Raw genomic sequence first — 22472 nt, forward strand, 5'->3', positions numbered from 1 at the left:
GGCCTTCAGGTTTATGGGGTTGGGCTGCGGAACTCAACCCGCCGTCCGAAGCCGCGCGCGCTCGCGCTCAAGCCACAGAAGGCTCAGCACCAGCGGCCCGTTATTGGCCTCGCCCGAGCGCAAGAGATCCATGGCCTGCGCGAAGCCGATGACATGCGTGCGGATGTCCTCGTGCTCGGTCTCCAGACCGCCGCGCCCTTGCCCAAGCTCCGGCAGGTCGCAAATCCCCAGGAAAAGATGGAAATATTCGGTCGAATAGCCCGGCGTGCAGTAATGGCTTGAAATCTTCTCCAGCCCGCGCAACTCGAGCCCGGCCTCCTCGCGGCATTCGCGGCGCGCGGTTTCCTCGGGCGTCTCGCCGCCATCGATGCGCCCCGCCACCGGCTCGAGCAAGAAGGGGCGCGGATCGCCGCGCCCATATGGCCCCATGCGGAACTGCTCCACCAGAAGCACCCGGTCGCGCGCCGGATCATAGGGCAGCACCAGCGCGGCATCGGTCGCCACGAACACCTCGCGCGCCAGCATCTCGCTCTGCCCGCCATCGAAAAGCGGCGCGCGCAAGCTGTAGCGGCGGGTGAGAAAGAACCCGTCATGGGTGATCTCGACGGCCTCTTCGCGAACCGCGTCTCGCGGGGCATCGCTGCGCAGGGTCACCGGCGCGGCATGCGCCCGCGCGGCCAGCCGTGCATGGGCGCGCGCCAGGATCATCTGCCGCCGCGTGGCCATTTCTGCGGCCTCCGCGCCCCGCTCATATCCGCGCAGCACCTCGGCCATGGCCTCGACGCGCAGTGCCTCGCCCACGGCCTCCCCAAGAACCGCCGTCACATAGGCATCCTGCGCCGCGCTCACGACCACCGCCGCGCCACGAATTCGCCGAGAACGCCCACCAGAAAGCCGCCCGCCAGCAGCACGCCGATCAGCGTGCCGTCAAGCATGATCACCACATACTCGGCGGCAAGCTCCAGCATCGTGGTAAATCCCGTCATCAGCCCGTTGATCCGGCGGTCAAGCGCAAGGCGCAGCATCTCGTTCAGGCTCTGGAAAAACAGCGCCCAGAACACAAGGGCCATCATCCCCGTCAGCCCGGCGCTGATCGAGGTGGCATATCCATGGCCCAGCCGTCTGCCTGTCACCATCCAGCCGCAGACAATCCCAAGACCGACATTGACGTAATTGAACATGCCGAACTGCGTCTCTGCGGGCATCAACGGGCGGAACAGGTCCGATCCGATCCAGCCAAGAGCACCCAGACCGATGGCCGCCACGAACTTGCCGGCCGTTGGCATGGAATCGGAGACGGGCATCTATCCGGGCCTTGCGATGGTGATCTGTGTCACATCGCAACTACCCCCTTTGAAGGCCGCCGCGCAAGAGGTGAGGTAGAAATTCCACATCCGCCGGAACCGCGCGTCAAAGCCCATGGCGGCGATCTCGGGCCATTTGTCGTTGAACGTGGCGTGCCAGCGGCGCAGCGTTTCCGAATAGCTCTGGCCGAACTCGACCGATCCGATCTCGTGCAATCCGGCGCGCGCCACCTCATGCCGAAGCACCGATGGCCCCGGCAGCATCCCGCCGGGAAAGATATATTTCTGAATGAAATCGATATCCTTGCGATAGCTCTCGAAGCGGCGATCCTCGACCGTGATGATCTGGAGTGTCGCCCGCGCACCGGGTTTCAGCCGCGCGCGCAGGGTATCGAAAAACACGGGCCAGTATTTTTCCCCCACCGCCTCGAACATCTCGATACTGGCCACGCCGTCATAATGGCCGGTCTCGTCGCGGTAGTCCTGCAATTTCAGGTTGACCTTATCGGTCAAACCGGCATCCATCATGCGTTTTTGCGCATAGGCAAGTTGCGACGGGCTTATCGTCAGACCGGTGACCCGCAGCCCCCGCTCGCCTGCCGCATATTCGGCAAAGCCGCCCCAGCCACAACCGATCTCAAGCACATGATCGCCCGGTTTCACCCCCATCGCATCGACCATGCGGCGGTATTTCTCGCGCTGTGCGGCCTCATGGCTCTCGGTGCCGGTGTCGAAAACCGCGCTCGAATAGGTCATCGTGTCATCGAGCCAGAGCGCGTAGAAATCGTTGCCCAGATCGTAATGATATTCGATGTTGCGCCGTGCCTGTTCCTTGGAATTGCGCTTGAACCAGAAGCGGATCCGCTCGTAGATCTGCGCGATTTTCTGCCCCGGATAGCCACAATAGATGGCGTCATTGTCATCGCTCAGCAGGTCGAGAAAGGCTTGCAGGTCGGGGGTCGACCAGCCGCCGTCAAGATAGGCCTCGCAAAACCCCAGATAGCCCTCGCGCACCAGCCGCGCGAAGACCTCCGTATCGTGGACATGCAATTCCGCCTCGATGCCTGCCGTGCGTCCTTCGGCACGGAACACCCGGCCATCGGGCAGCCGGATATCGAGCCGCCCCGCCCGCATCGCCAACGCCACTGAAAAACACCGCGCGAAATAGCGCGGCAGGTGCTGCGCCCCTTGCGTCGATGTCAGCACCGTGCCCACAAGGCCCGCCTCGGTCGCCATGTCCTTCATGCACGGACCTCCCTTTGTTCATAAGCCTCAAGAGCCCGCTTGCGCCCCTCGGCCAGACCCACCAGCGGCGCGGGGTATGCATCCTCGGGACGCAGCCCCCAACTCTCTGGAATGGCGTCGAAATAACTCAGCGCCGTTTGCGATGGCCGCATCTGCCCCTCGGCAATCCACGCCCGTGCATAGGCCCCGTCGGGGTCGAATTTCGCAAGCTGCGTCTCGGGGTTGAAGATGCGGAAATAGGGCGCGGCATCCGGCCCGCAACCCGCCACCCATTGCCAGCCCATCGCGTTCGACGCCGGGTCCCAATCGGTCAGGCATTGGGCGAACCAGTCGCGTCCCACCGTCCAATGCACCATCATGTGCTTGGTGAGATAGGACGCCACGTTCATCCGCGCGCGGTTGTGCATCTTTCCCGTCACATACATCTCTCGCATGGCCGCATCGACAAAGGGCACGCCGGTGCGCCCCTGTTTCCAGCGCAGCACGTCACCCGCGCGCCCCTGCGTCCAGGCAAACGCATCCCATTCCCGCCGCCAGTTGCGGGCAAGGATCTCGGGCGTGTGATACATCAGGTGATAGGCAAACTCGCGCCACACGAGTTCTTTCAACCAATGCTCGGCCCCCTGCGCCCCCTCGTGCAGCGCGCGCAGCCCCGCGTGCCAGCAGGTGCGCGGCGAAATCTCGCCATAGGTCAGGTTTTCCGACAGGCCCGAGGTGCCGCTGATACCGGGATTGTTGCGCGCGTCCTTGTAAGGCCCGATGGCACCGCCGACGAACTCGGCCAGCCGGTCTTGCGCCGCCGCCTCGCCCACGCATTGATGGGGCAGGCAAACCGCCGCGCCGCGCCGCATCGCCGCGCCCATCTGCCAGTCGTCGAGGCGTTCGCTCAAGGGCCAGGCGTCCGGCGCGGGGATGCGTGACGGGGCCGCCATCGGCCCGGGCACGTCCCGGTCCTTTACCGCGCGCCACATCGGGCTGTAGACGCGGTAGAACCCGCCCGTGCCGGTCTCGACCGTCCAAGGCTCGAAGAGGAGGTGGGAATTGTGGCTCTGCGCCTCGATGCCGCGCGCCTTCAGCGCCGTCTTGATCGCGCTGTCGCGTGCGATCGTCTCGGGATCATAGAGGCGCGACCAATGAACCGCCGCCGCGTCCAGCTCTTCGGCCAAGGCCAGCAGCACGTCGCGCGCCGCACCGCGCCGCAGGATGAGGCGGCTGCCCCGCGCCTCAAGCTCGCGCGCAAGTGATGCCAGCGACAGGCCCAGCCGCCATTTCGCGGCTGCCCCAAGCGCGCTCACGCTCTCATCGTGGATAAACACGGGGACCACGGGGCCGCCACCCGCGCAGGCCGCCAGAAGCGCCGGGTGATCACCCAGACGCAAATCCCGACGCAGCCAAAGCAATGTGGCCTGGTTCTGTCCCATCCCCGCCCCTTGTTTACCTTTTGTTACGCAAGCTGCGGCGGGTTGGATCAAAGAACATCATCAAGCGCCGTCATCAGCCGGTCAACATCGTCGGCGCTCGTATAATGCACGAAACTCAGCCGCAGCACGCCGCGGGCGGGATCCACCCCCATCGCCTGAAGCGGGCGCACGGCGTAGAAATCGCCACCCCCCGCCATGATGCCATGCGCGACCAGGTCTGCCGCCGCCTCGGCCCCCGGACGATTGAGCGCGACCGCCACGGTGGGGGCCTTCTCTGCGGCGTCGGTCGGGCCGATGAGGCGGACGGAATTGCGGTCCTTGAGGTAATCGAGAAGCGGCTGCAAAAGGGCCGTTTCATGCGCGCGCATGAGATCATGCACAGCCGCATTGCGCGTGACGGCATCGCCTGCAATGCCGTGATGCGCCGCCAGCGCGTCGATATAATCGGCCATGCCGGCGCTTGCCGCCACCTGCGCATGGTCGGGGCCGGCAGGCGTGAAGCGTTTGTAAAGCGTGCCCTCGTTGAAATAATGCGCCTGATTGGGCAGGAGATTGCCCAATTCGCGCCGGATCACCATGATCCCCTGATGCGGCCCGTAGGTCTTGTAGGCCGAAAAGAGGTAGATATCCGGCCCCATCTTGCCCACCTCGGGCAGACCATGGGGCGCGTAGCTGACACCATCGACACAGACAAAGGCCCCGGCAGCATGCGCCAGCGCGGTGATCTCGACCACCGGGTTGACCGCGCCCACCACGTTCGAGCAATGCGGGAAACAGACCAGCCGCACCCGCTCATCCAGCAGGTGTTCAAGATCTTCGGGGTCGAGCAGGCCGCTCTCGGGGTCGATCTTCCATTCGCGCACCTCGAACCCCGCCTCGGCCAGCCGCCGCCAGGGGCCGGAATTGGCCTCATGGTCCTGATTGGTGACGATGATCGCATCGCCCGGATCCATCCATTGCCGGAACGCCTGCGCCAGAACATAGGTGTTCGCCGTGGTCGAGGGGCCGAAGCTAAGCTCATCGGTGGCCACGCCCATCATCGCCGCCAGCCGCGTGCGCGCCTCGTCCATCTCCTCGCCCGCCAGACGGCTTGCGTCATAGGGGCCGTAAGGCTGCACCTTGCGTTGCCGGTAATACCGCTCCAGCCGGGCAATGACCGGCGCGCAGGTATAGGACCCGCCCGCGTTCTCGAAAAACGCCTGGCCCGCAAGCGATGGCTCGGCAAAAGCCGGGAACTGCGTGCGCACAAACTCCAGATCAAGCGTCATGCTCATCCCTTCCGCTGATGACGATGTCACAAAACACCAAAGCCCCCCGGCCTGCAACAGCCGGAGGGCCCTGAGCGTCGATTGCGCCGCGGCGCGGTCTCAGCCGCGTTTTTCTGCGGCAAGTCCCTTCCAGATCGCCACGCACATGAGCAGCAGGATGACCGTGAACGGCAGGCCGGTGGAAATCACCATCGCCTGCAAGGCCCCAAGGCCCCCGCCGATCAGAAGCGCGATGGCCACCAGCCCTTCGAAGGTGCACCAGAACACCCGTTGCGGCACCGGCGCGTCGACCTTGCCGCCCGCCGTGATCGTGTCGATCACAAGGCTGCCCGAATCCGACGAGGTGACGAAGAACACGATCACCAGCACGATGCCGATCGTCGAGGTGATCGACGAGAGCGGCAGCCCGTCCAGCATCGCAAAGAGCGACAGTGGCGGGTTGTAGCTGTCGATGACCTGCGCCTTGACCGCGCTTGCCGCCGGATCGGCGATCATGTCGTTGATCGCAGCCCCGCCGAAGGTGGCCATCCAGAACACGCAGACCAGCGACGGGATGATCAGCACGCAGGTGACGAATTCGCGCACCGTGCGGCCCCGGCTCACGCGGGCGATGAACATGCCCACGAAGGGCGACCAGCTGATCCACCAGGCCCAGTAGAACGCCGTCCAGCCCTGCATATAGCCGGTATCCTCGCGCCCGAACGGGTTCGAGAGCGGAATGACCTCGCGGAAATAGGCCCCGACGCCCGCGACAAATTCGGTCAGGATGCTGACCGCACCGGCCGCGAACATCACAAAGACAAGCAGCACCAGCGCGATCACCATGTTGATCTCGGAGAGCACCTTGACGCCGCCATCGAGCCCACGCAGCACCGAGACGAGCGCCACCGCCGTGATCGCGCAAATCAGGATCACCTGAACCGTCACATTGTTGGGGATGCCATAGACATATTCCAGCCCCGCATTGGCCTGTTGCGCCCCGAAGCCAAGCGAGGTGGCGAGACCGAAGAGCGTGGCAAACACCGCCATCGTGTCGATGACATGGCCCCACCAGCCCCAGACCCGCTCGCCCAGGAGCGGGTAGAACGCCGAGCGGATCGTCAGCGGCAAGCCCTTGTTGTAGCTGAAGAGCGCGAGTGCCAGCGCCACCACCGCATAGATCGCCCACGGATGCAGCGCCCAGTGATAGGAGGTCGCGGCCAGCGCCATACGGCGCGCCTCCGCGACATTGGCCTCGATCAACTGACCATCCTCGGTAAAGGGCCGCACCGTGCCCAGAGGCGCATCGCCCCAGGGCGTGCCGAAGTAATAGGCGGGCTCCAACACGCCAAAGAACATGAGGCCAATGCCCATGCCGGCGGCAAAGAGCATCGCGAACCAGCCGACATAGCTGTAATCCGGCGTCGCATCCGACCCGCCGAGCCGGACCGAGCCATAGGGTGTCACGATCAGCAGCAGGCAGAACAGCACGAAGACATTCGCCGACAACAGGAAGAACCAGTCGAAGGTCGAGGTGAGCGCCGGACGCAGCCAGCCGAAGAAATCTCCCGCCTGCTGCGGCGCCACCATCGCATAGGCGACGAAAGCGATGATCGCCAAACCCGAGATCGCAAAGACCGGGTTGTGGATGTCGAGGCCGAATGGCCCGATCCGTGTCTGGATATTGTCCTGACCGATCTCATACTCGGTCTCGATGATATCCGACGCGCCCTCCGGCGCGGGAATGCCCTGATTGGCGGTGTCGTCTGACATGCCGTCCCTCCTGTTTTCTCATTGTCGCCGCACTTGCCCACTCTCCGCCTCCGGCGGATGGGACACGGCACGCCGCGCGTGCCCGACGGACAGGGATCCGGTGGCGGTCATTGCCTCCGGGATCGAAAGACCGCCCCGAGGGACGATCTGCGCGCCCCCTCACCGTAACAAGCCTTGTGTCCGGCCTTCAACCGGGCGCGGTCGGATTCATGCGAAAAACGACATGGGTCGTCACAGTTTGCGGTTTTCGCCCGCCTGCGCGCGATAATGCGCGAGCACATAGGCCCGGATCGCCGAGGCCAGCCCCGTTTCGGGATCGCGCGTGGCGTCGATCTCGGCCGCAAGCGCATTGAGCGCGCGCCCCTGCGCCTGCGCGATGTCACGGAAGGCCTGCCAGAAATCATCCTCGAGCGAAACGCTGGTGCGGTGCCCTTGCAGGGTGAGGGAGCGCTTGACCGGCCGCGCGCTCATGGCCGGCCGTGCCGGGGGGCGCTGCCCCCATCGCCGCACGCGGCGATTCCCCCGGGATATTTCAGGCCAGAAGAAACCCGCATCAGTCCTCCTCGCGGCGGTGCTGATCAAGCGTGCGGCGCGCCTTGTCAGCCTCCGCCTCTTCCAGTTTTTTCTGTGCCTTGGTCCGCCCGAACCTCGCGGCGTTCTCGTCGGCGCGGGCCTGTCGCTCGGCCCGCGCCCTTTGCTTGCGCACCCGGTTGAGGTTCACCGGGCCGTCGGTCATTTCGGGCCGATCATGTCTTCGGGACGCACCACGCGGTCAAAGGTCTCGCCGTCGACGAAGCCGAGCGCGATCGCCTCCTCGCGCAAGGTGGTGCCGTTCCTGTGCGCGGTCTTGGCGACCTTGGTGGCGTTGTCATAACCGATGGTGGGGGCCAGCGCCGTCACCAGCATGAGGGATTCGCGCATCAGCTTTTCGATCCGCTCCACATTCGCCTGCGTGCCCTCCAGCATCCGCAGCGTGAAACTGTCGGCGGCGTCGCCCAGAAGCGTCATGGACTGCAAGAGGTTGTAGGCCATCATCGGGTTGTAGACGTTCAGCTCGAAATGGCCCTGGCTGCCGGCAAAGGAAATCGCCGCGTCATTGCCGAGGATATGGGCACAGACCTGCGTCATCGCCTCGGCCTGCGTCGGGTTGACCTTGCCCGGCATGATCGAAGAGCCCGGCTCGTTCTCGGGCAGGATCAATTCGCCCAGACCCGAGCGCGGGCCGGAGCCGAGAAAGCGCATGTCATTGGCGATCTTGTAGCAGGCCATGGCGGCGGTCTTGATCGCGCCCGACATGAACACCATCGCATCATGGGCGGCCAGGGCCTCGAACTTGTTCGGCGCAGTGACGAAAGGCAGGCCGGTGATGGCGGCGATATGGGCGGCCACGGTCGTGTCCCAGCCCTTTGCGGTGTTGAGCCCGGTGCCGACGGCGGTGCCGCCCTGCGCCAGCTCGTAGATGCCCGGCAGCGCCAGCCTGATGCGCGCAATGCCGTTCCGGACCTGCATGGCGTAGCCCGAAAACTCCTGCCCCAGCGTGAGCGGGGTCGCGTCCTGCGTGTGGGTGCGGCCGATCTTGATGATGTCGGCAAACGCCTCCGCCTTGGCCTCGAGGCCTGCGGCCAGTTTCTCGAGGCCGGGGATCAGCACCTCGTGGCAGGTGGTGGCGGCGGCGATGTGCATGGCGGTGGGGAAGGTGTCGTTCGAGGACTGCCCCATGTTGCAATGGTCGTTGGGATGCACCGGGTCCTTGGAGCCGATGGTGCCGCCCAGAATTTCGATGGCGCGGTTGGCGATCACCTCGTTGGCGTTCATGTTGGACTGCGTGCCCGATCCCGTCTGCCACACGACCAGCGGGAAATTGTCGTCGAAGCGCCCCTCGATCACCTCGCCCGCCGCCTGGATGATGGCATCCGCCAGACGCGCGTCGAGCTTGCCCGAGGCCTTGTTGGCCTCGGCGCAGGCCTTCTTGATCACGCCAAGCGCGCGCACGATGGCAACGGGCTGCTTTTCCCAGCCGATCGGGAAATTCAGGATCGAGCGCTGCGTCTGCGCGCCCCAGTATTTGTCGGCGGGAACGTCCAGAGGGCCGAAACTGTCGGATTCGGTGCGGGTGGCGGTCATGGCGGGATCTCCTTGGCGGTTTGCCCGTTCATACCGCAGGCGGTGAAAAGATCAATGCTGTATACGGTGGAATACAAAGACCCGCGCAGGCGGCAGATTTCCCCAGACCGTGCCGCGTTTCTCGGCGCGGATGCCCAGTTCGCGTTGCATCTCGGGCGCAATTGGGGCCTTGGGACTATAGGTGACCTGCGCAAAGAACCCACCCGGTGCCATCACCTCGAAGGCGCGGCCCACGACCTCTCGCTGAATCTTTGGACGCGCCAGAACCGGCACACCCGAGATAACCGCGCCGATGCCGCTCAATCCGATCCCGGCAATCTCCTGTGCCGGGCGATTGAGCACGCGCACGCCCGGAAACCGCTCTGCCAGCGCCGCGCAGAAACGTGCATTCGTCTCCAGCAGCGTCAACTGGTCCGGCCTGATCCCGCGCGCAAGGATCGCGCGGGTAAAGCTGCCGGTGCCCGGCCCGATCTCGACAACGGGGCCCTCTACCCCCTCAAGCCCCTCGGTGATGCGCCGCGCCACCGCCCCGGACGAGGGCGCGATTGCCACGACCTCGCCGGGATGGCGCAGCATCTCGCCGATGAAAAGCCCGAAATCCTTTGCCATGCCGGCCTCCTGATCCATGTTCGAATCAGAGCTAAGGCGCGACTGTGACAGCCGCATAACCGGGCGATTGGCGTTACCGAAATTTCATGGAACCGGCGGTTACTTGCGGAACTTGTCGAGGCTCACCACCTCGCCGCCGTCATGCGGGTCCGGTTCGGGGCTGTCCTCATCTTCCTCGTCGTCGTCATCCGCGTCGCTCTCTTGCGTCTCGAAGCGCAGGCCGAATTCCACCGAGGGATCGACGAACGTGCGGATCGCGTCATAGGGGATGAAGAGCGGCTCGGGTGCATCGCCGAAATTGAGGGTGATGCCAAAGCCGTCATCGCCCACGTCCAGCGCCTCATACCAGTGCTGCATGACCACGGTCATCTCGGATGGGTAGCGCTCGCGCAGCCAGCCGGCAAGCCGGGCCTCCGGGTGGGTCGTGTCGAAGGTGATGAAGAAATGATGCGCCCCCGGCAACCCGTTCGCGGCCACATCGGTCAGAACCTCCTGAATGAGGCCCCGCATCGCGCGATGCATCAGGTTTCCGTAATCGATGGAGCGCGTCATGCCTTACCTCGGGTCCGCTTTCATGGTCAGCATAGGGGATTCGGATCAAAACAAAAGAGCCTCTGGCACCTCTCACATCACAAGATGCCATGCCCCCGCAAGCCCCGCCATCAGCCCCAGAACCCGGCCCATCGAGAGCCGCGCCCCGAGAAGCAGCGCCACCGACAGCGCTGTAAAGCCTGCCCCGAGCCATGAAAACGACGCCCAGACTGGCACCGGCAAGAGGGTGCCTTGGCGCACCTCGCCGAATACGACATGCAGCGCGAACCACACCGACAGGTTGAGGATCACCCCCACCACCGCCGCCGAGATGCCCGAAAGCGCCCCCTTCAGACGCGGCCTGGCCAGAATATGCTCGACATAGGGCGCGCCGGTGAAGATCCACAGGAAGCACGGCACGAAGGTCACCCAGAGCGTGAGCGCCGCCGCCGTGACCGCCAGCCCGATGCCGCCCTGAAGATAGCCCGCGAGCAACCCCACGAACTGCGTCACCAGGATGAGCGGCCCCGGCGTCGTCTCGGCCAGCCCCAGCGCGTCGATCATCTGCGGCGTGCCGAGCCAGCCTTTGACCCCCACCACAGTGTCGGTCATGTAGGCCAGAACCGCATAAGCCCCGCCAAACGTCACCACCGCCAGTTTCGAGAAGAAAAGCGCCAGTTCTGTGAGAAAAGTGGCCCCCATCGCCCCGGCGACGAAAATCGGCGCGACCCAGAGCGCGCCCCATGTGAGGGCGGTTCGCAGCGTGTCGGCGGGCCGCACCGCAAGGGCCACCGGCACCGGCCCCGCCGCGGCGCCGCGCGCGCGCCACGCGCCCCAGAGAGCGGCCGCCAGGATGATCGCCGGAAACGGCACCGACAGCGCAAACATCGCCACGAAGGCCAGTCCCGCCACCACCCAATGCGCAGGGCCGGCCAGCGCCTTGCCGGCCAGCCGCACCAGCGCCTGCATCACGATCGCCACCACCGCCGCCTTGATGCCCAGAAACACCGCCTGCACCAAGGGCATGCCACCCCAGACCGCATAGCCAAGTCCGAGCGCAAGGATCACGGCCGCCCCCGGCAGCACGAAGAGCAGCCCCGCCATGAGCCCGCCCGCCACGCCGCGCAACCGCCAGCCCGCATAGGTGGCAAGCTGCATCGCTTCCGGCCCCGGCAAGAGCATGCAGAACGACAGCGCGCCAAGGAACTGCTCCTCGCGCAGCCAGCCGCGCCGCGTCACCAACTCATCATGCATGACCGATATCTGCGCCGCCGGCCCGCCGAAACTCAGCAGTCCGATCCGCGCGAAGCTGCGGAAAAGCTCGGGGAATGCAGGCGCGTCCATGCGCCCTTTGTTGCCTGCGTGTGCGCGCAGGGCAAGCGGGAAACGCGCCCTATCGGGCGACGCTCAGCGGCACCACTTCGCCGCGCCCCGCCGCCATCACCGCGCGCAAGCTTGCCGCGATATCGCCCGCCGTCATGCCGGCATCCGCATACATGTCCGCCGGACTCGCCTGATCTATGAAGCGGTCCGGCAAACAGATGGTGCGGATCGCCAGCCCCCGGTCGAACGCGCCGCGCCGCGCCAACTCGTGCAGCACGATGGAGCCGAACCCGCCCTCGGCCCCCTGCTCGACCGTGATGATCGCGCGGTGATGGCGCGCCAGCTGCATCAGCAGATCGGTATCGAGGGGCTTGGCAAAGCGCGCATCGGCCAGCGTGACGGAGATGCCGTCGTCGCGCACCATGTCGGCGGCCACCTGGCATTCGAAGAGATGGGCGCCAAAGCTCAGGATCGCCACGTCCGTGCCCTCCTCGATCACGCGGCCGCGCCCGATCTCCAGCACCTGCCCCCGCTCGGGCAACGCCACGCCGGTCCCCGCCCCACGCGGATAGCGAAAGGCAATTGGCCCGTCGTCATGCGCCGCTGCGGTGGCGACCATATGGACCAGTTCCGCCTCGTCGGCGGCGGCCATCACGGTCATGCCCGGCAGGTTGCCAAGATAGCCGATATCGAACGCGCCTGCATGGGTCGCGCCATCGGCGCCGACCAGCCCGGCCCGGTCAATCGCAAAGCGCACCGGCAGGCGTTGCAAGGCCACGTCATGCACCACCTGGTCATAGGCGCGTTGCAGGAAGGTCGAGTAGATCGCGCAGAAGGGCTTCAGCCCAGCAGCCGCCATCCCCGCCGCAAAAGTCACGCCATGCTGTTCGGCGATGCCCACGTCAAAGACGCGGGACGGGAACCGCGCGGCCATCTTGCCCACGCCGGTGCCATCGGGCATGGCCGCCGTCACCGCGACGATGCGCTCGTCGCGCGCCGCCTCATCGGCAAGGCTCTCGCCGAACACGGCGGTATAGGAGGGGGCGGAGGGCGCGGATTTCGCCTGCGCGCCAGTGACAGGGTCGAATTTCGACACGCCGTGTCCCCGGTCGGCGGCGCCCTCGGCGGGCGCATAGCCCTTGCCCTTGACGGTGCAGACATGAATGAGCACCGGCCCCGTCGCCCGCGCCCGCGCCGCGCGCAGCACCGGCAGCAATTGCGCCATGTCGTGCCCGTCGATGGGGCCGACATATTGAAATCCCAACTCCTCGAAGAGCGTCCCCGATCCGGTCAGCCCCGTCACCAACTGCCGCGCCCGCCGTGCGCTCTCGCGCAGCGGTGCGGGCAAGGCGGCCTCGAACCCTTCGGCCAGCGAGGTTATCCGCGCCACCGGCTCGCTCGCGTAAAGACGGCTCAGATAGCGCGACATTGCCCCCACCGGCGGCGCGATGCTCATTTCATTGTCATTGAGGATCACGAAGAGCCGCCGCCCCTCGGCCCCGGCGTTGTTCAAGGCCTCATAGGCCATGCCCGCGCTGATCGCCCCGTCGCCGATCACGGCGATGGCGTCGCCCGTGGCCTGCCCCATGTCGCGCGCGACCGCGAAACCGAGGGCTGCGCTGATCGAGGTGGAACTATGCGCGGCCCCGAACGGGTCATGCCGGCTCTCCGACCGCTTGGTGAAGCCCGACAGCCCGCCTTTCTGGCGCAGTGTGCGGATGCGGTCGCGCCGCCCGGTCAGGATCTTGTGGGGATAGCATTGATGGCCGACATCCCAGATCAGCTTATCCATGGGCGTGTTGAACACCGCATGAATCGCCACCGAAAGCTCCACCACCCCAAGGCTCGATCCCAGATGCCCGCCGGTCTCCGACACGGCGGAAATCACCTCGGCGCGCACCTCACCGGCAAGCTGGCTCAGCTCCCGATCCGACAGCCGTCGAAGATCCGAAGGGCCTGCGACACGGTCCAGGATGGGGGTCAAGGGTCTGGGATGGGTCATCTCGGGGCCTCCTCTCAAGGGTGGCGCGCGCCACCCGCGCGAAGGGCGGCGAGGGATACGGCAGGGGCGCGTCGCGCGCCCCTGCCCTGTGGTCAGTTACCGTAAACCGGCGTTTCGGTGGTCGCCAGTTCCGGCCAGTCGGCAATCACGTTGGTGCCTTGCAGCGGCTGCTGATAGCCCTTGTGACAAGTCTTGCAGGCGGCCTTGGGGGCATCCGCATAAACCGGGCCAAGCCGGTTCTCGGGCAAAAGCCCCTCGAGCGGCACAAGCCAGTCATTGTTCAGCCCCAGCACCATTTCGATCCCGAGGATCTCGGTGCCCCATTGCGGCGTCACCTGCGCACCGTCATAGAAAGCGCGGCTGTTGTGGCAGAACACACAGTTCACCCCGAGCGAGTTGCTGACATAGTTCATCAGCGAATAGGTCCGCTCGGCCTGCTGGATACCGGGATAGTCGTCCTTGCCCGGAACACCCGCCACGCGGCTCTCCAAGTCATGCACCTTGATGCTCTCGCCATCGAGCAGGTATTTCTCCAGCGCATCCGAGGGCAGCGAGGTGAATTGCGATTGCACCGTCACCCGGTTCTGATTGGCCGACCAGCCTTCGGCGCTCTCGTTGACCGGGCTGATCCTGAACCAGATATCCGAGGGCACTGCCTGACCGCGATGGCAGGTGTAACAGGTCACACCCACCTCCTTGTTGGCGTTGACATGACCGCCCCACTCCTCGTTGAGCATCCTGGTCATGGCGATCATCGTATGGCCCACGGCGGTCTGGTAATTGTCGGGATCCTCGAAGAGATCGGGGATACCCGTCCAGGCCCGCATCGCGTTCAGCAGCCGGTCGTAATTTTCAACTGTCAGATCGCCGAGGCCCGGAGGCACGTTCTCACGCGCCTCGCCCGCCGTCTGCTCGCCACCCTGCGGCACCACGGGTGCCGAGGTTGTCGCGAGAAATCCCGCAATACCCGGATCGGGCCGTGCCAGATCGGTCTTGAACTCGGGCACCGACATGCCCGTGCCGCGCGGGCCGGTTTGCAGGCTGTCGGTCGCATAGGGCTGACCGAAGGCCACCAGCATGGAGGCGGCGAAGACCGCCCCCCCCACCACGCCGATGGCAATGGCGGGGCCGTAGATGTCGCGCGGATTGTCGCGGTTCCATTTGTCAAACCATCTTGGAAACATGGCTCACTCTCCCTGTCCGATGAAGGCTTCGTAGGAGCCGTAAGCCTCGTAGCCGTAAGAGCCGTCATAGATGGGCGCGAAATTGTGCTCCTGTGCCCAGATGAACCAGTTATCAACCACCGTGCCCGTCAGCAGGATGCCGATGCCCCCGGTAATGGGCGTCAGCACCGCAAACCACCAGGCCCACCGGTGAATCCCCTCCATCGTCGCGTTGAACCCCATGGTCCAGCGCCAGAAGAGGGCGGCACGCTCCGAGGCCGTGCCCCGGTCCACGATCTGCTCCAGCTCCCGGTCGCCGCCATAACGGGTCACGGCCAGGATCGTCGCCCCGTGCATGGCAAACAGCAGCACCGAGCCATAGAGGAACACGATCGAGAGTGCGTGGAACGGGTTGTAATAGAGGTTGCCGTAGCGGATCGAGAACGCCGTGGTCCAGTCGAGATGCGGGAAGATCCCGTAGGGCACCGCTTCGGACCAGGAGCCCATCAGGATGGGGCGGAAGAGGCCCAGCACCAGAAAGAGCCAGATCGCCGACCCGAAGGCCCAGAAGACGTGCTTGCCCATCTTGTGGCTCGCCGCCAGCTGATAGCTGCGCGCCCACCAGGCCATCACCGCGACCAAGAGGAAGAACGACGAGATGATATACCACCCCCCGTCATTCAGCGGCGGCATCGACAGGCCATGCTCTGGCCCCGGCGGCTCCAGCGCCAGCCAGAAAAGCTGCCGCAGGAATTCCGGGATCGACCAGCCCACTTGCGCCAGCATGTTGAAGCCGACGATGAAGAACCAGGCAAAGCCGCTGGCAAGGCTCACGACCCCCAGCATCCCGAGGTTGATCGGCCCCAACTGCGCGTTGCCCAGCCAGCCCACCAGGGTGGAGAAGCGCGGCGTGCCCGCACGTTCCTCCATCAGGCGGCCGCCGGTGTCGTCCATGCCCATCTCGGGTGCGCCCTGCACCTGAACTTGCGTGAATATGTTCTGATATTCGATCATGATTTACATCCCCACCTGAGAGGGCCAGATCGGCAGATCGAGCCACCAGTTCCACCATTCGGGCCAGCCCTTGGTCCAGACCGGGCCGGAGATGATGATGCAGACGGCCGACCAGAACCCGGCATTGAGCGCGAGCAACAGGCCCACACGGTGAATCCCCAGCGTGCCCACCGAATACCCGACGAAATCACGAAAGAACGTGTCCTCGTGATCCGGCGTCTTCATCTCCTCGCCCTTTTCGGGGTTGGCCGCCGACAGGATCAGCCCGCCATGCAGCGCGAGCGCCAGCGTGGTGGTGAAGAAGAACGTCACCGCCAGCATATGCGCCGGGTTGTAGTGGAAGTGCAGGTAGGCATAGCCGGTGTTGCTGACCCAATCGAGATGGCTGAAGATGCCGTAAGGAAAGGCGTGCCCCCAGGCCCCCATCAGGAGCGGGCGAAAGATCACCAGCGTGACATAGGCAAAGATCGCCACGCTGAAGGCAAAGGGCACGTGATAGCCCATCCCCAGCTTGCGGCAGATCTCCACCTCGCGCAGCGCCCAGCTGCTAAAGGCACCGACTGCGCAGATCGTGATGATCTGCCAGAGCCCGCCTTCCATCAGCGGCGCAAGGCCGAGCCCGTAGCTCAGGTCAGGCGGCGCGATATTGATGAGCCAGGGGTTGAAAGTCCCCTGTTGAGAGGCCCCCCAGAAAATGAGAATGGTGCCGAGCGTGGCGAAAAACGCCGTCGTCACCCCGAAAAAGCCCACGTAAAACGGTCCGACCCAGAAGTCGAACAGATCGCCGCCGATCAGCGTCCCTCCGCGAACCCGGTATTTGCGTTCGAAACTGAGCAAAGCCATGTCTCTGCCTCCGCATATGGCGGCCCCGCGTTCGCATCACGGGCGGCCGTTGGTTTGGGTGTCGTCTGCCGCGGGCGGGGGTTCCGCCCGCGGCGCTTTTTCTGGCGAACGCCTTTTCAGCGCCCGTATTTCTGGGACGCGATTTCAAACCAGTTGAAACCGTCGGTGCTCAGAAGCACGAGGTGAATCATCACCGCCAGAAGAAACAGGAACACGCCCTGCGCCACGAAAACGCGGCGGGGGTCGAAGATCAGCCATATTTTGTAAAACTTAGCCATTTTCTACCCCTTTCCTCAGAACCACGGGAACCAGATGAAGGTCGCGATATGTGCGACCACTGCAACCAGCGAGAACAGCCAGAGGCCGCTCATATACACTGAATGCAGTTCCTGGGCCTGCTCGTCTGTGAGACCTGTGAACGACAGGTCGGATTTATCAGCCATGAACTTTCCTCCGGAATGTTATGCTGACGCCGCGGCACCCCGCGGCCGGGTCCCTCGGGGCCGGATGGCCCTTCAGGGTCTGTCCGCCCTTTCGGGCGTGCAGTCTCGGATTTCGGTCAGGGGCCATGGGCCTCAGACCGAGAAAATCATCGGCGTGATCCGGTCGGCCTCGAGCCAGGCGCGCGCCAGCGGCCCGGTGAGGTTGAGCGTCCGGTGCCGGATCACGTCGCGGATCCAACGCACAGCGGCGAAGGGGATCGCGACGAAGAAGATGCAGAAGAAATAGACCCGGTATTCGGCGCTGTTGCGCCGTGGGGCGCGGCGGCGCACCGGCGGGCTGGATGTCATGTCGGTCATCGGTTCACTCCTCCTGATCGGATGGCATGTTCGGGGAAACGCGGGTGAGGGCGGCCAGCGTGACGCGTCCTTCCCCGTGGTTGAGGGCATCCGCCTCGGCGCTGTCGCGCAGCGCCTTGGCGGCAGAAATCCGGGTCAGAACGGGATGGCTCTCGACGATGCGCGCCAGCGCGGCACTCGCCTCCGCGTCCCAGGGCAGATCGCGGCGCAGCGGGGTGGGCGTCGCCGCCCCCGCATCCATCTCCGATCCCAGCGGCAGGATATGAAAGAGCGCGTCAAAGAGCCCGTTGCACACTTCCTGCAAGAGCCACACCGCCCCGGCATAGCCCATCACCGGCGTGCCCGTGGCGCGCCGGATCGCGGCACCGGGAAATCCTGCGGGGATGAAGGCCGGGCGCGGCCCATGGCCCGCGCTCATCTCGGCCAGATACATCTTTTCGTTGATCGACCCCATCAGGATCAGCGGGCGCCTGCCGTGGATCAGGGCGCGCACCTCCTCGTTATTGGTCTTCTTGCCCGCAAGACGCGGGATGGCGAAGGCGCAAGGCAGGCCCAGATCGTCCTCGAGATAGGCGCGGATGCCGCGCGTATAGGTCTCGGAGGCCACGATCCCGAAATTCGCCGTGGCAAAGAAATCCTGCGTGACCGAGCGCCAGAGGTCCCAGACGGGCTTGAGCGTCGAATGTTTCTCGCGGGTGATGAACGGTTCCGGGTCAAGCCCCAGCATCTCGCCGAGTTTACGCAAGAACAGGGTGGTCGACTCGACACCGATCGGCGCTTGCAGATAGGGCTTGCCCAGAACCTCGGCCAGACCACGGCCAAACTCACGGTACATCACGATATTGGCGTCGGCGTTCACCAGGTTGCGCATCTCCGCGAGATGCGCGCCCATCGGCATCACCATGTTGACCTCGGCCCCGATCCCCTCGACCAGACGCCGGATTTCATGCAGGTCCGAGGGCATGTTGAACGTGCCATACATCGGCCCGAGGATGTTGACGCGGGGCTTGGCCCCTTCGTCCCGTTTTTTCTCGGGCGGCATCCGGCCCTTGGTCATGCCGAACTCGGTGAAAATCCACGTCATCGCCCGGTCGGCGGATTGCCATTGATCCTCGTCGATGGTGCGCGGCAGGAACCGCTGAATATTGGTGCCCTGTGGCGTGACGCCCCCGCCGATCATCTCGGCAATCGAGCCGGTGACAACCACCGCAGGCAGCGCCGGATCGAGCGTGCCCCAGGCGCGTTTCATCGCCTCTTCGGTGCCCGCGCCCATCTCGCCCTCGCCCAGGCCCGTCACCACGATGGGCAACTCATGGGGCGGCAACGCGTCGGTGTAATGCAGCACGGATGTCACCGGCAGGTTCTCGCAGCCCACCGGGCCGTCGATCACCACTTGCAGCCCCTTGACGGCGCAAAACGCATAGACCGCGCCCCAGTAGCCGCCCGCCCGGTCATGATCCTGCACCAGCATCAGATCATTTCCTCCGCCTTGGCCGCGCGGGCCTTTTTCTCCAGCTTCTTGAGGTTCGTGGCGCGGAAATCGGCGCGGATATTCGGATCGCCTTCCCAGACACCCGCGCTGTCGCCCGTGCCCACCCCCTCGAAGAAGGCGCGCATTTTTCCCATGCGCTCGCGGTTGCCCATGGCGGCATTCACGACGGTGGCCAGACTGCCTGCGCCCGCCGGTCCCATCAGCGGCCGCGCCGAGATGAGGTTCGTGAAGTAAAGGCTTGGTGTTCCACGTTCTTTCGCCTTTTGCACGACCGGCGTTGTGCCGATGGCAAGGTCAGGCTCCAGCGCTTCCATCGCCGCGCAATCATCCTCGAGAGAGGCGCGGAATTTCACCCGCGCGCCATGCGCCACGAGCCATTCCGCATCCGCCGCCGACCAGGCCGATTTCGCGCAGGCCGTGCCCACATAAGGCACATCCGCCCCGCTCTCGATCAAGAGCCGCGCGACCAGCAACTCGCTGCCCTCATAGCCCGAAACGGTGATCCGCCCCTTGATCGGTGCCGCGGCCAGCGCGCCCCGGATCGCGGGCAGGATGGCATTCTGCGCCTCGGAAATCTTTTCCTGTGATAAACCAAAGCATTGGCCGATGTTGTTCAACCACATTTCAGTGCCGTCCACCCCGACCGGCGCAGAGCCCACGATGGGCCGCCCGGCGGCCTCGAACTCGCGCACAGCCGCCGTGTAGAACGGATGGATCGCCGCCACCGCCCCGCAATCGAGCGCGGCATAAAGCTCGCGCCACTCGCGGCACGGCACCACCGGCCCGACCGCCAGCCCCAAGGGGGCCAGCATCTGCCCGATGATCATCGGATCGGCCGGGAACATCTCACCCAGAAGCGTGACGGTGGGGCGATCCGACACGCCGCCCTCGGGGGCCGCCACCGGGCCTGCCTCGGCCTCCTTGCGGGCATAGTTCAGCATCGCGCCCGCCAGCACATCCTTGGCCTCGGCATGGGTCGGCACGCCGAACCCCGGCACGTCGATGCCAACGATGCGCACGCCGTTGATCTCGCTCGGCAAAAGACGCAGCGGCACGCCGCTCGCCGTCGGCACGCAGAGGTTCGTCACCACCACCGCGTCATAGCGGTCGGGATCGGCCAACTCGTGCACCGCGTCGCGGATATCCTCAAAGAGCTTGCCCGTGACAAGGCTCTCGGAATTGAACGGCACATAGCCGACCGAGCGGCGCGCGCCGTAGAAATGACTGACGAAGGTCAGGCCATAGACGCAGCAGGCAGAGCCCGAGAGCACCGTTGCCACCCGCTTCATCCGCAGGCCCACGCGGAGCGACCCGAAAGCCGGGCACATGCTCTGCGGCTTGTCATGCGGCCCTTGCGGGTAATCGGCGGCATAGCGGTCGAGCACCTCTGACGCCCCCGCCTTGCGCGCGGCCTGGGTCATCTCGTCCCTGGCGTGACAGCCAAGGCCTGCGTCGGGGATATGGTCCTGCCCGCTCATGACGCCCGCCTTTCGGGGGTCTCGTCGCGCCCCTCGCCCGCGGCCATGACATCGGCCATCAGACGCCGGATCTGCTCGGGGCGCGCCTCGGACAGCAGCCGCTGCACCTCGGCCAGCGTTTCACGGCGAAGGGAGGGATCACGCCTCGTCATAAATCACCTCGAGGCTCGGCTTCGGCTTGGCATGTTTGCCGCGCATGTCAGCATCGGTAGCGGGCACAAGCACATAGTCGCCGCCCGTATCCTTGCTGTCGAACAGCGCCAGCAACCCGTCCTGATCGAGCGGGTTGGGCCGCACCGGCGGGGCCACGCCAACCGCTTCGGCCAACCCGGCAAAGAGATTGCCCCACTGGCTCTGCATGGTGCCGACAATCTGGTAATTGGCCGATTTCTTGCGCAGGTCGTCATCCTGCGGAATGGCCGCCAGAACCGGAATGGACACCGCCTTGGCAAAGGCCTGCGCCTCACCGGAATGGTCATCCTTGTTGATCACAAGGCCCGCGACGCCGACATTGCCGCCCATCTTGCGGAAATATTCCACCGCCGAGCAGACATTGTTGGCCACGTAAAGCGATTGCAGATCGTTCGAGGCCACCAGGATGACCTTCTGCGCCATGTCTCGCGCAATCGGCAGGCCAAACCCGCCACAGACCACGTCGCCCAGAAAATCCAGCAGGACGTAATCGAAATCCCAGTCGTGAAAGCCCAGCTTCTCCAGCAGTTCAAATCCGTGGATGATCCCGCGCCCGCCACAGCCCCGGCCCACTTCCGGCCCGCCAAGCTCCATCGCAAAGACACCACCGCGCTTGAAACACACATCACCGATCTTCACCGGCTCACCGGCGAGGTTCTTTTTCGTCGAGGTCTCGATGATCGTGGGGCACGCCTTGCCGCCGAAAAGCAGCGAGGTGGTATCGGATTTCGGGTCGCAGCCGATCAGCAGCACGCGCTTGCCCTGCTCGGCCATCATGTGGCTGAGATTGGCCAGCGTGAAAGATTTGCCGATCCCGCCCTTGCCGTAGATCGCGATGATCTGCGTCTTTTTCGAGGGCGGGGCCTGCGGCACTTCAAGGGTCGGCTCCTGGGCCGCCTCGTCGCGCAGCCGCTTGTCGAATGCCTTGAGATTGGGCACGTCGTCTTTCATGCGGCGTCCTTCCAGTTGAGTATCATCTTGAGGCAATCGGGGTCCCCGAAGGCCGTGCGATAGGCTTGGGGCGCATCTTCGGCCCGCGCCTGATGGGTAATGAGACCGCCGAGTGACAGAGCGCCGGTTTCGACAAGGTCGCGCACGGCGATGAGGTCGCCACGCGTCCATTCCGCCGCCACCCGCAGCCGCGCCTCGCGCATGAAGGCGGGCGGAAAGGCAAAGCTGAGGCCTTGGGGATAAAATCCCGCGAGCACGATCTCGCCGCCCCTGGCCAGCCGCCCGATGAGATCATCGAGGATCGCGGCATTGCCGGAGGCGTCGTAGATCGCGCGATAATCGCGGCGCGGGTCGTCCTCGGGGGCGATCACCTGATAGCCCTCGGCCCCGCCGCGCCGACCGGGCTCGACCTCCCACACGACCGGCGCGGGCGCGCCCGCCGCAATCGCCAGCCGTGCGAGAAGCCGACCGAGAACGCCGTGACCGACAATCAAATCGGGCATGGCCTTGTCGAGCCCCGCCATGGTGTGCCGCGCGGTGGCGGCCAGCGCCAGAAGCGCGCCCTCGGGCCCATGACCCGCGTCGATGCGCACCGCGCGGTCCGCGCGACTCACCAGCCGCGCGGCGGCACCACCGAAAAGCCCGTGCGCGCCCTCGAAACAATCCGCACCCGGCACGAAGACATGATCGCCCGCACGAAAGCCGGTGGCGGGGTCCGCCTCGACCACTTCACCTGCGGCCTCGTAGCCCGGCACCAGCGGATAGCCCATCCCCGGAAAGGGGGGCATCTGCCCGGACCAGAACAGCTTTTCCGTGCCGGTCGAAATTCCGGAATGGGAAATCTTCACCACGATATCACCTGCGCCCGGTGCCTTGAGCGGCAGAAGGTCGATGATCAGATCCTCCGGACCTTTCAGGCAGATTGCGCGGGTTTCCATGATGGCCCCCTCCTCGGTGGCA

The 22472-nt window shown here is 65.2% G+C and carries 24 protein-coding genes; all 24 read right to left on the reverse strand.

Annotated elements, in window-relative coordinates; genetic code table 11:
* Positions 1-33: 33 nt before the first annotated feature.
* Positions 34-849 (reverse strand): NUDIX domain-containing protein, encoded by an 816-nt coding sequence (locus tag ABIE57_RS01390; protein ID WP_354537189.1) that lies wholly within the window; start codon positions 847-849, stop codon positions 34-36.
* Positions 846-1286 (reverse strand): TrgA family protein, encoded by a 441-nt coding sequence (locus ABIE57_RS01395; protein ID WP_354537190.1) that lies wholly within the window; start codon positions 1284-1286, stop codon positions 846-848. Before ABIE57_RS01395 ends, ABIE57_RS01390 begins: the two co-directional genes overlap by 4 nt.
* An 18-nt stretch (positions 1287-1304) precedes the next feature.
* On the reverse strand, positions 1305-2540 hold the full coding sequence (locus tag ABIE57_RS01400; protein ID WP_354537373.1) for a class I SAM-dependent methyltransferase: 1236 nt from the start codon (positions 2538-2540) through the stop codon (positions 1305-1307).
* 5 nt (positions 2541-2545) lie between these two features.
* Positions 2546-3970 (reverse strand): cryptochrome/photolyase family protein, encoded by a 1425-nt coding sequence (locus ABIE57_RS01405; protein WP_354537191.1) that lies wholly within the window; start codon positions 3968-3970, stop codon positions 2546-2548.
* A 47-nt stretch (positions 3971-4017) separates the two neighbouring features.
* On the reverse strand, positions 4018-5238 hold the full coding sequence (locus ABIE57_RS01410) for an aminotransferase class V-fold PLP-dependent enzyme (protein WP_354537192.1): 1221 nt from the start codon (positions 5236-5238) through the stop codon (positions 4018-4020).
* Positions 5239-5337: 99 nt separating this feature from the next.
* Positions 5338-6990, reverse strand: a complete 1653-nt coding sequence (locus tag ABIE57_RS01415) for a BCCT family transporter (protein WP_354537193.1) — start codon at positions 6988-6990, stop codon at positions 5338-5340.
* Positions 6991-7221: 231 nt separating this feature from the next.
* Positions 7222-7461, reverse strand: a complete 240-nt coding sequence (locus ABIE57_RS01420) for a ribbon-helix-helix domain-containing protein (RefSeq protein WP_354537194.1) — start codon at positions 7459-7461, stop codon at positions 7222-7224.
* Between the two features lie 82 nt (positions 7462-7543).
* The gene (locus tag ABIE57_RS01425; protein WP_354537195.1) at positions 7544-7726 is read right to left on the reverse strand and encodes a DUF4169 family protein; all 183 of its coding nucleotides are present in this window, start codon (positions 7724-7726) and stop codon (positions 7544-7546) included.
* Positions 7723-9114 carry a class II fumarate hydratase gene (fumC, locus tag ABIE57_RS01430; RefSeq protein ID WP_354537196.1) on the reverse strand — a complete coding sequence of 464 codons (1392 nt, stop codon included), beginning with the start codon at positions 9112-9114 and terminating at the stop codon, positions 7723-7725. The genes ABIE57_RS01425 and fumC overlap by 4 nt, the downstream gene beginning before the upstream one ends.
* Positions 9115-9165: 51 nt before the next feature.
* The gene (locus ABIE57_RS01435; RefSeq protein ID WP_354537197.1) at positions 9166-9723 is read right to left on the reverse strand and encodes a class I SAM-dependent methyltransferase; all 558 of its coding nucleotides are present in this window, start codon (positions 9721-9723) and stop codon (positions 9166-9168) included.
* 99 nt (positions 9724-9822) lie between these two features.
* Positions 9823-10275, reverse strand: a complete 453-nt coding sequence (locus ABIE57_RS01440) for an SspB family protein (protein WP_354537198.1) — start codon at positions 10273-10275, stop codon at positions 9823-9825.
* A gap of 72 nt (positions 10276-10347) precedes the next feature.
* The gene (gene chrA / locus ABIE57_RS01445) at positions 10348-11598 is read right to left on the reverse strand and encodes a chromate efflux transporter (protein WP_354537199.1); all 1251 of its coding nucleotides are present in this window, start codon (positions 11596-11598) and stop codon (positions 10348-10350) included.
* A gap of 49 nt (positions 11599-11647) precedes the next feature.
* A complete protein-coding gene (dxs, locus tag ABIE57_RS01450) occupies positions 11648-13579 on the reverse strand; it encodes a 1-deoxy-D-xylulose-5-phosphate synthase (RefSeq protein WP_354537200.1) in 1932 nt (643 codons plus the stop codon).
* A gap of 92 nt (positions 13580-13671) precedes the next feature.
* The gene (gene pufC, locus ABIE57_RS01455; protein WP_354537201.1) at positions 13672-14763 is read right to left on the reverse strand and encodes a photosynthetic reaction center cytochrome PufC; all 1092 of its coding nucleotides are present in this window, start codon (positions 14761-14763) and stop codon (positions 13672-13674) included.
* Positions 14764-14766: 3 nt separating this feature from the next.
* Complete coding sequence (gene pufM, locus ABIE57_RS01460; RefSeq protein ID WP_354537202.1) at positions 14767-15756, reverse strand: photosynthetic reaction center subunit M; 990 nt, start codon at positions 15754-15756, stop codon at positions 14767-14769.
* 3 nt (positions 15757-15759) lie between these two features.
* The gene (gene pufL, locus ABIE57_RS01465; RefSeq protein WP_354537203.1) at positions 15760-16599 is read right to left on the reverse strand and encodes a photosynthetic reaction center subunit L; all 840 of its coding nucleotides are present in this window, start codon (positions 16597-16599) and stop codon (positions 15760-15762) included.
* Positions 16600-16715: 116 nt separating this feature from the next.
* The gene (gene pufA / locus ABIE57_RS01470) at positions 16716-16877 is read right to left on the reverse strand and encodes a light-harvesting antenna LH1, alpha subunit (RefSeq protein WP_354537204.1); all 162 of its coding nucleotides are present in this window, start codon (positions 16875-16877) and stop codon (positions 16716-16718) included.
* Positions 16878-16892: 15 nt separating this feature from the next.
* Positions 16893-17042: a light-harvesting antenna LH1, beta subunit gene (gene pufB, locus ABIE57_RS01475; protein WP_354537205.1), complete on the reverse strand. Its 150-nt coding sequence runs from the start codon at positions 17040-17042 to the stop codon at positions 16893-16895.
* A gap of 132 nt (positions 17043-17174) precedes the next feature.
* Positions 17175-17399 (reverse strand): cytochrome PufQ, encoded by a 225-nt coding sequence (gene pufQ / locus ABIE57_RS01480; RefSeq protein ID WP_354537206.1) that lies wholly within the window; start codon positions 17397-17399, stop codon positions 17175-17177.
* Positions 17400-17403: 4 nt separating this feature from the next.
* Entirely contained in the window at positions 17404-18870 is a 1467-nt protein-coding gene (gene bchZ, locus ABIE57_RS01485; RefSeq protein WP_354537207.1) for a chlorophyllide a reductase subunit Z, read from the reverse strand.
* Complete coding sequence (bchY, locus tag ABIE57_RS01490) at positions 18870-20369, reverse strand: chlorophyllide a reductase subunit Y (RefSeq protein ID WP_354537208.1); 1500 nt, start codon at positions 20367-20369, stop codon at positions 18870-18872. Before bchY ends, bchZ begins: the two co-directional genes overlap by 1 nt.
* A complete protein-coding gene (locus ABIE57_RS01495; RefSeq protein WP_354537209.1) occupies positions 20366-20521 on the reverse strand; it encodes a hypothetical protein in 156 nt (51 codons plus the stop codon). The genes bchY and ABIE57_RS01495 overlap by 4 nt, the downstream gene beginning before the upstream one ends.
* Positions 20508-21512, reverse strand: a complete 1005-nt coding sequence (locus ABIE57_RS01500) for a chlorophyllide a reductase iron protein subunit X (protein ID WP_354537210.1) — start codon at positions 21510-21512, stop codon at positions 20508-20510. Before ABIE57_RS01500 ends, ABIE57_RS01495 begins: the two co-directional genes overlap by 14 nt.
* Positions 21509-22450 carry a chlorophyll synthesis pathway protein BchC gene (bchC, locus tag ABIE57_RS01505; RefSeq protein ID WP_354537211.1) on the reverse strand — a complete coding sequence of 314 codons (942 nt, stop codon included), beginning with the start codon at positions 22448-22450 and terminating at the stop codon, positions 21509-21511. Before bchC ends, ABIE57_RS01500 begins: the two co-directional genes overlap by 4 nt.
* Between the last annotated feature and the right edge of the window lie 22 nt (positions 22451-22472).

It is taken from the genome of Roseovarius sp. MBR-6, assembly GCF_040547525.1.
Lineage (GTDB): Bacteria > Pseudomonadota > Alphaproteobacteria > Rhodobacterales > Rhodobacteraceae > Roseovarius.

Coding starts and splice junctions, on each gene's coding strand:
- ABIE57_RS01425 (WP_354537195.1), bottom strand. CDS start 7,726: ATGACCGACGGCCCGGTGAACCTCAACCGGGTGCGCAAGCAAAGGGCG.
- ABIE57_RS01400 (WP_354537373.1), bottom strand. CDS start 2,540: ATGGCGACCGAGGCGGGCCTTGTGGGCACGGTGCTGACATCGACGCAA.
- ABIE57_RS01435 (WP_354537197.1), bottom strand. CDS start 9,723: ATGGCAAAGGATTTCGGGCTTTTCATCGGCGAGATGCTGCGCCATCCC.
- ABIE57_RS01415 (WP_354537193.1), bottom strand. CDS start 6,990: ATGTCAGACGACACCGCCAATCAGGGCATTCCCGCGCCGGAGGGCGCG.
- bchC (WP_354537211.1), bottom strand. CDS start 22,450: ATGGAAACCCGCGCAATCTGCCTGAAAGGTCCGGAGGATCTGATCATC.
- bchZ (WP_354537207.1), bottom strand. CDS start 18,870: ATGCTGGTGCAGGATCATGACCGGGCGGGCGGCTACTGGGGCGCGGTC.
- ABIE57_RS01440 (WP_354537198.1), bottom strand. CDS start 10,275: ATGACGCGCTCCATCGATTACGGAAACCTGATGCATCGCGCGATGCGG.
- pufC (WP_354537201.1), bottom strand. CDS start 14,763: ATGTTTCCAAGATGGTTTGACAAATGGAACCGCGACAATCCGCGCGAC.
- pufB (WP_354537205.1), bottom strand. CDS start 17,042: ATGGCTGATAAATCCGACCTGTCGTTCACAGGTCTCACAGACGAGCAG.
- ABIE57_RS01500 (WP_354537210.1), bottom strand. CDS start 21,512: ATGAAAGACGACGTGCCCAATCTCAAGGCATTCGACAAGCGGCTGCGC.
- pufM (WP_354537202.1), bottom strand. CDS start 15,756: ATGATCGAATATCAGAACATATTCACGCAAGTTCAGGTGCAGGGCGCA.
- pufL (WP_354537203.1), bottom strand. CDS start 16,599: ATGGCTTTGCTCAGTTTCGAACGCAAATACCGGGTTCGCGGAGGGACG.
- ABIE57_RS01395 (WP_354537190.1), bottom strand. CDS start 1,286: ATGCCAACGGCCGGCAAGTTCGTGGCGGCCATCGGTCTGGGTGCTCTT.
- ABIE57_RS01410 (WP_354537192.1), bottom strand. CDS start 5,238: ATGACGCTTGATCTGGAGTTTGTGCGCACGCAGTTCCCGGCTTTTGCC.
- dxs (WP_354537200.1), bottom strand. CDS start 13,579: ATGACCCATCCCAGACCCTTGACCCCCATCCTGGACCGTGTCGCAGGC.
- pufQ (WP_354537206.1), bottom strand. CDS start 17,399: ATGACCGACATGACATCCAGCCCGCCGGTGCGCCGCCGCGCCCCACGG.
- bchY (WP_354537208.1), bottom strand. CDS start 20,369: ATGAGCGGGCAGGACCATATCCCCGACGCAGGCCTTGGCTGTCACGCC.
- ABIE57_RS01420 (WP_354537194.1), bottom strand. CDS start 7,461: ATGAGCGCGCGGCCGGTCAAGCGCTCCCTCACCCTGCAAGGGCACCGC.
- ABIE57_RS01495 (WP_354537209.1), bottom strand. CDS start 20,521: ATGACGAGGCGTGATCCCTCCCTTCGCCGTGAAACGCTGGCCGAGGTG.
- pufA (WP_354537204.1), bottom strand. CDS start 16,877: ATGGCTAAGTTTTACAAAATATGGCTGATCTTCGACCCCCGCCGCGTT.
- ABIE57_RS01405 (WP_354537191.1), bottom strand. CDS start 3,970: ATGGGACAGAACCAGGCCACATTGCTTTGGCTGCGTCGGGATTTGCGT.
- chrA (WP_354537199.1), bottom strand. CDS start 11,598: ATGGACGCGCCTGCATTCCCCGAGCTTTTCCGCAGCTTCGCGCGGATC.
- fumC (WP_354537196.1), bottom strand. CDS start 9,114: ATGACCGCCACCCGCACCGAATCCGACAGTTTCGGCCCTCTGGACGTT.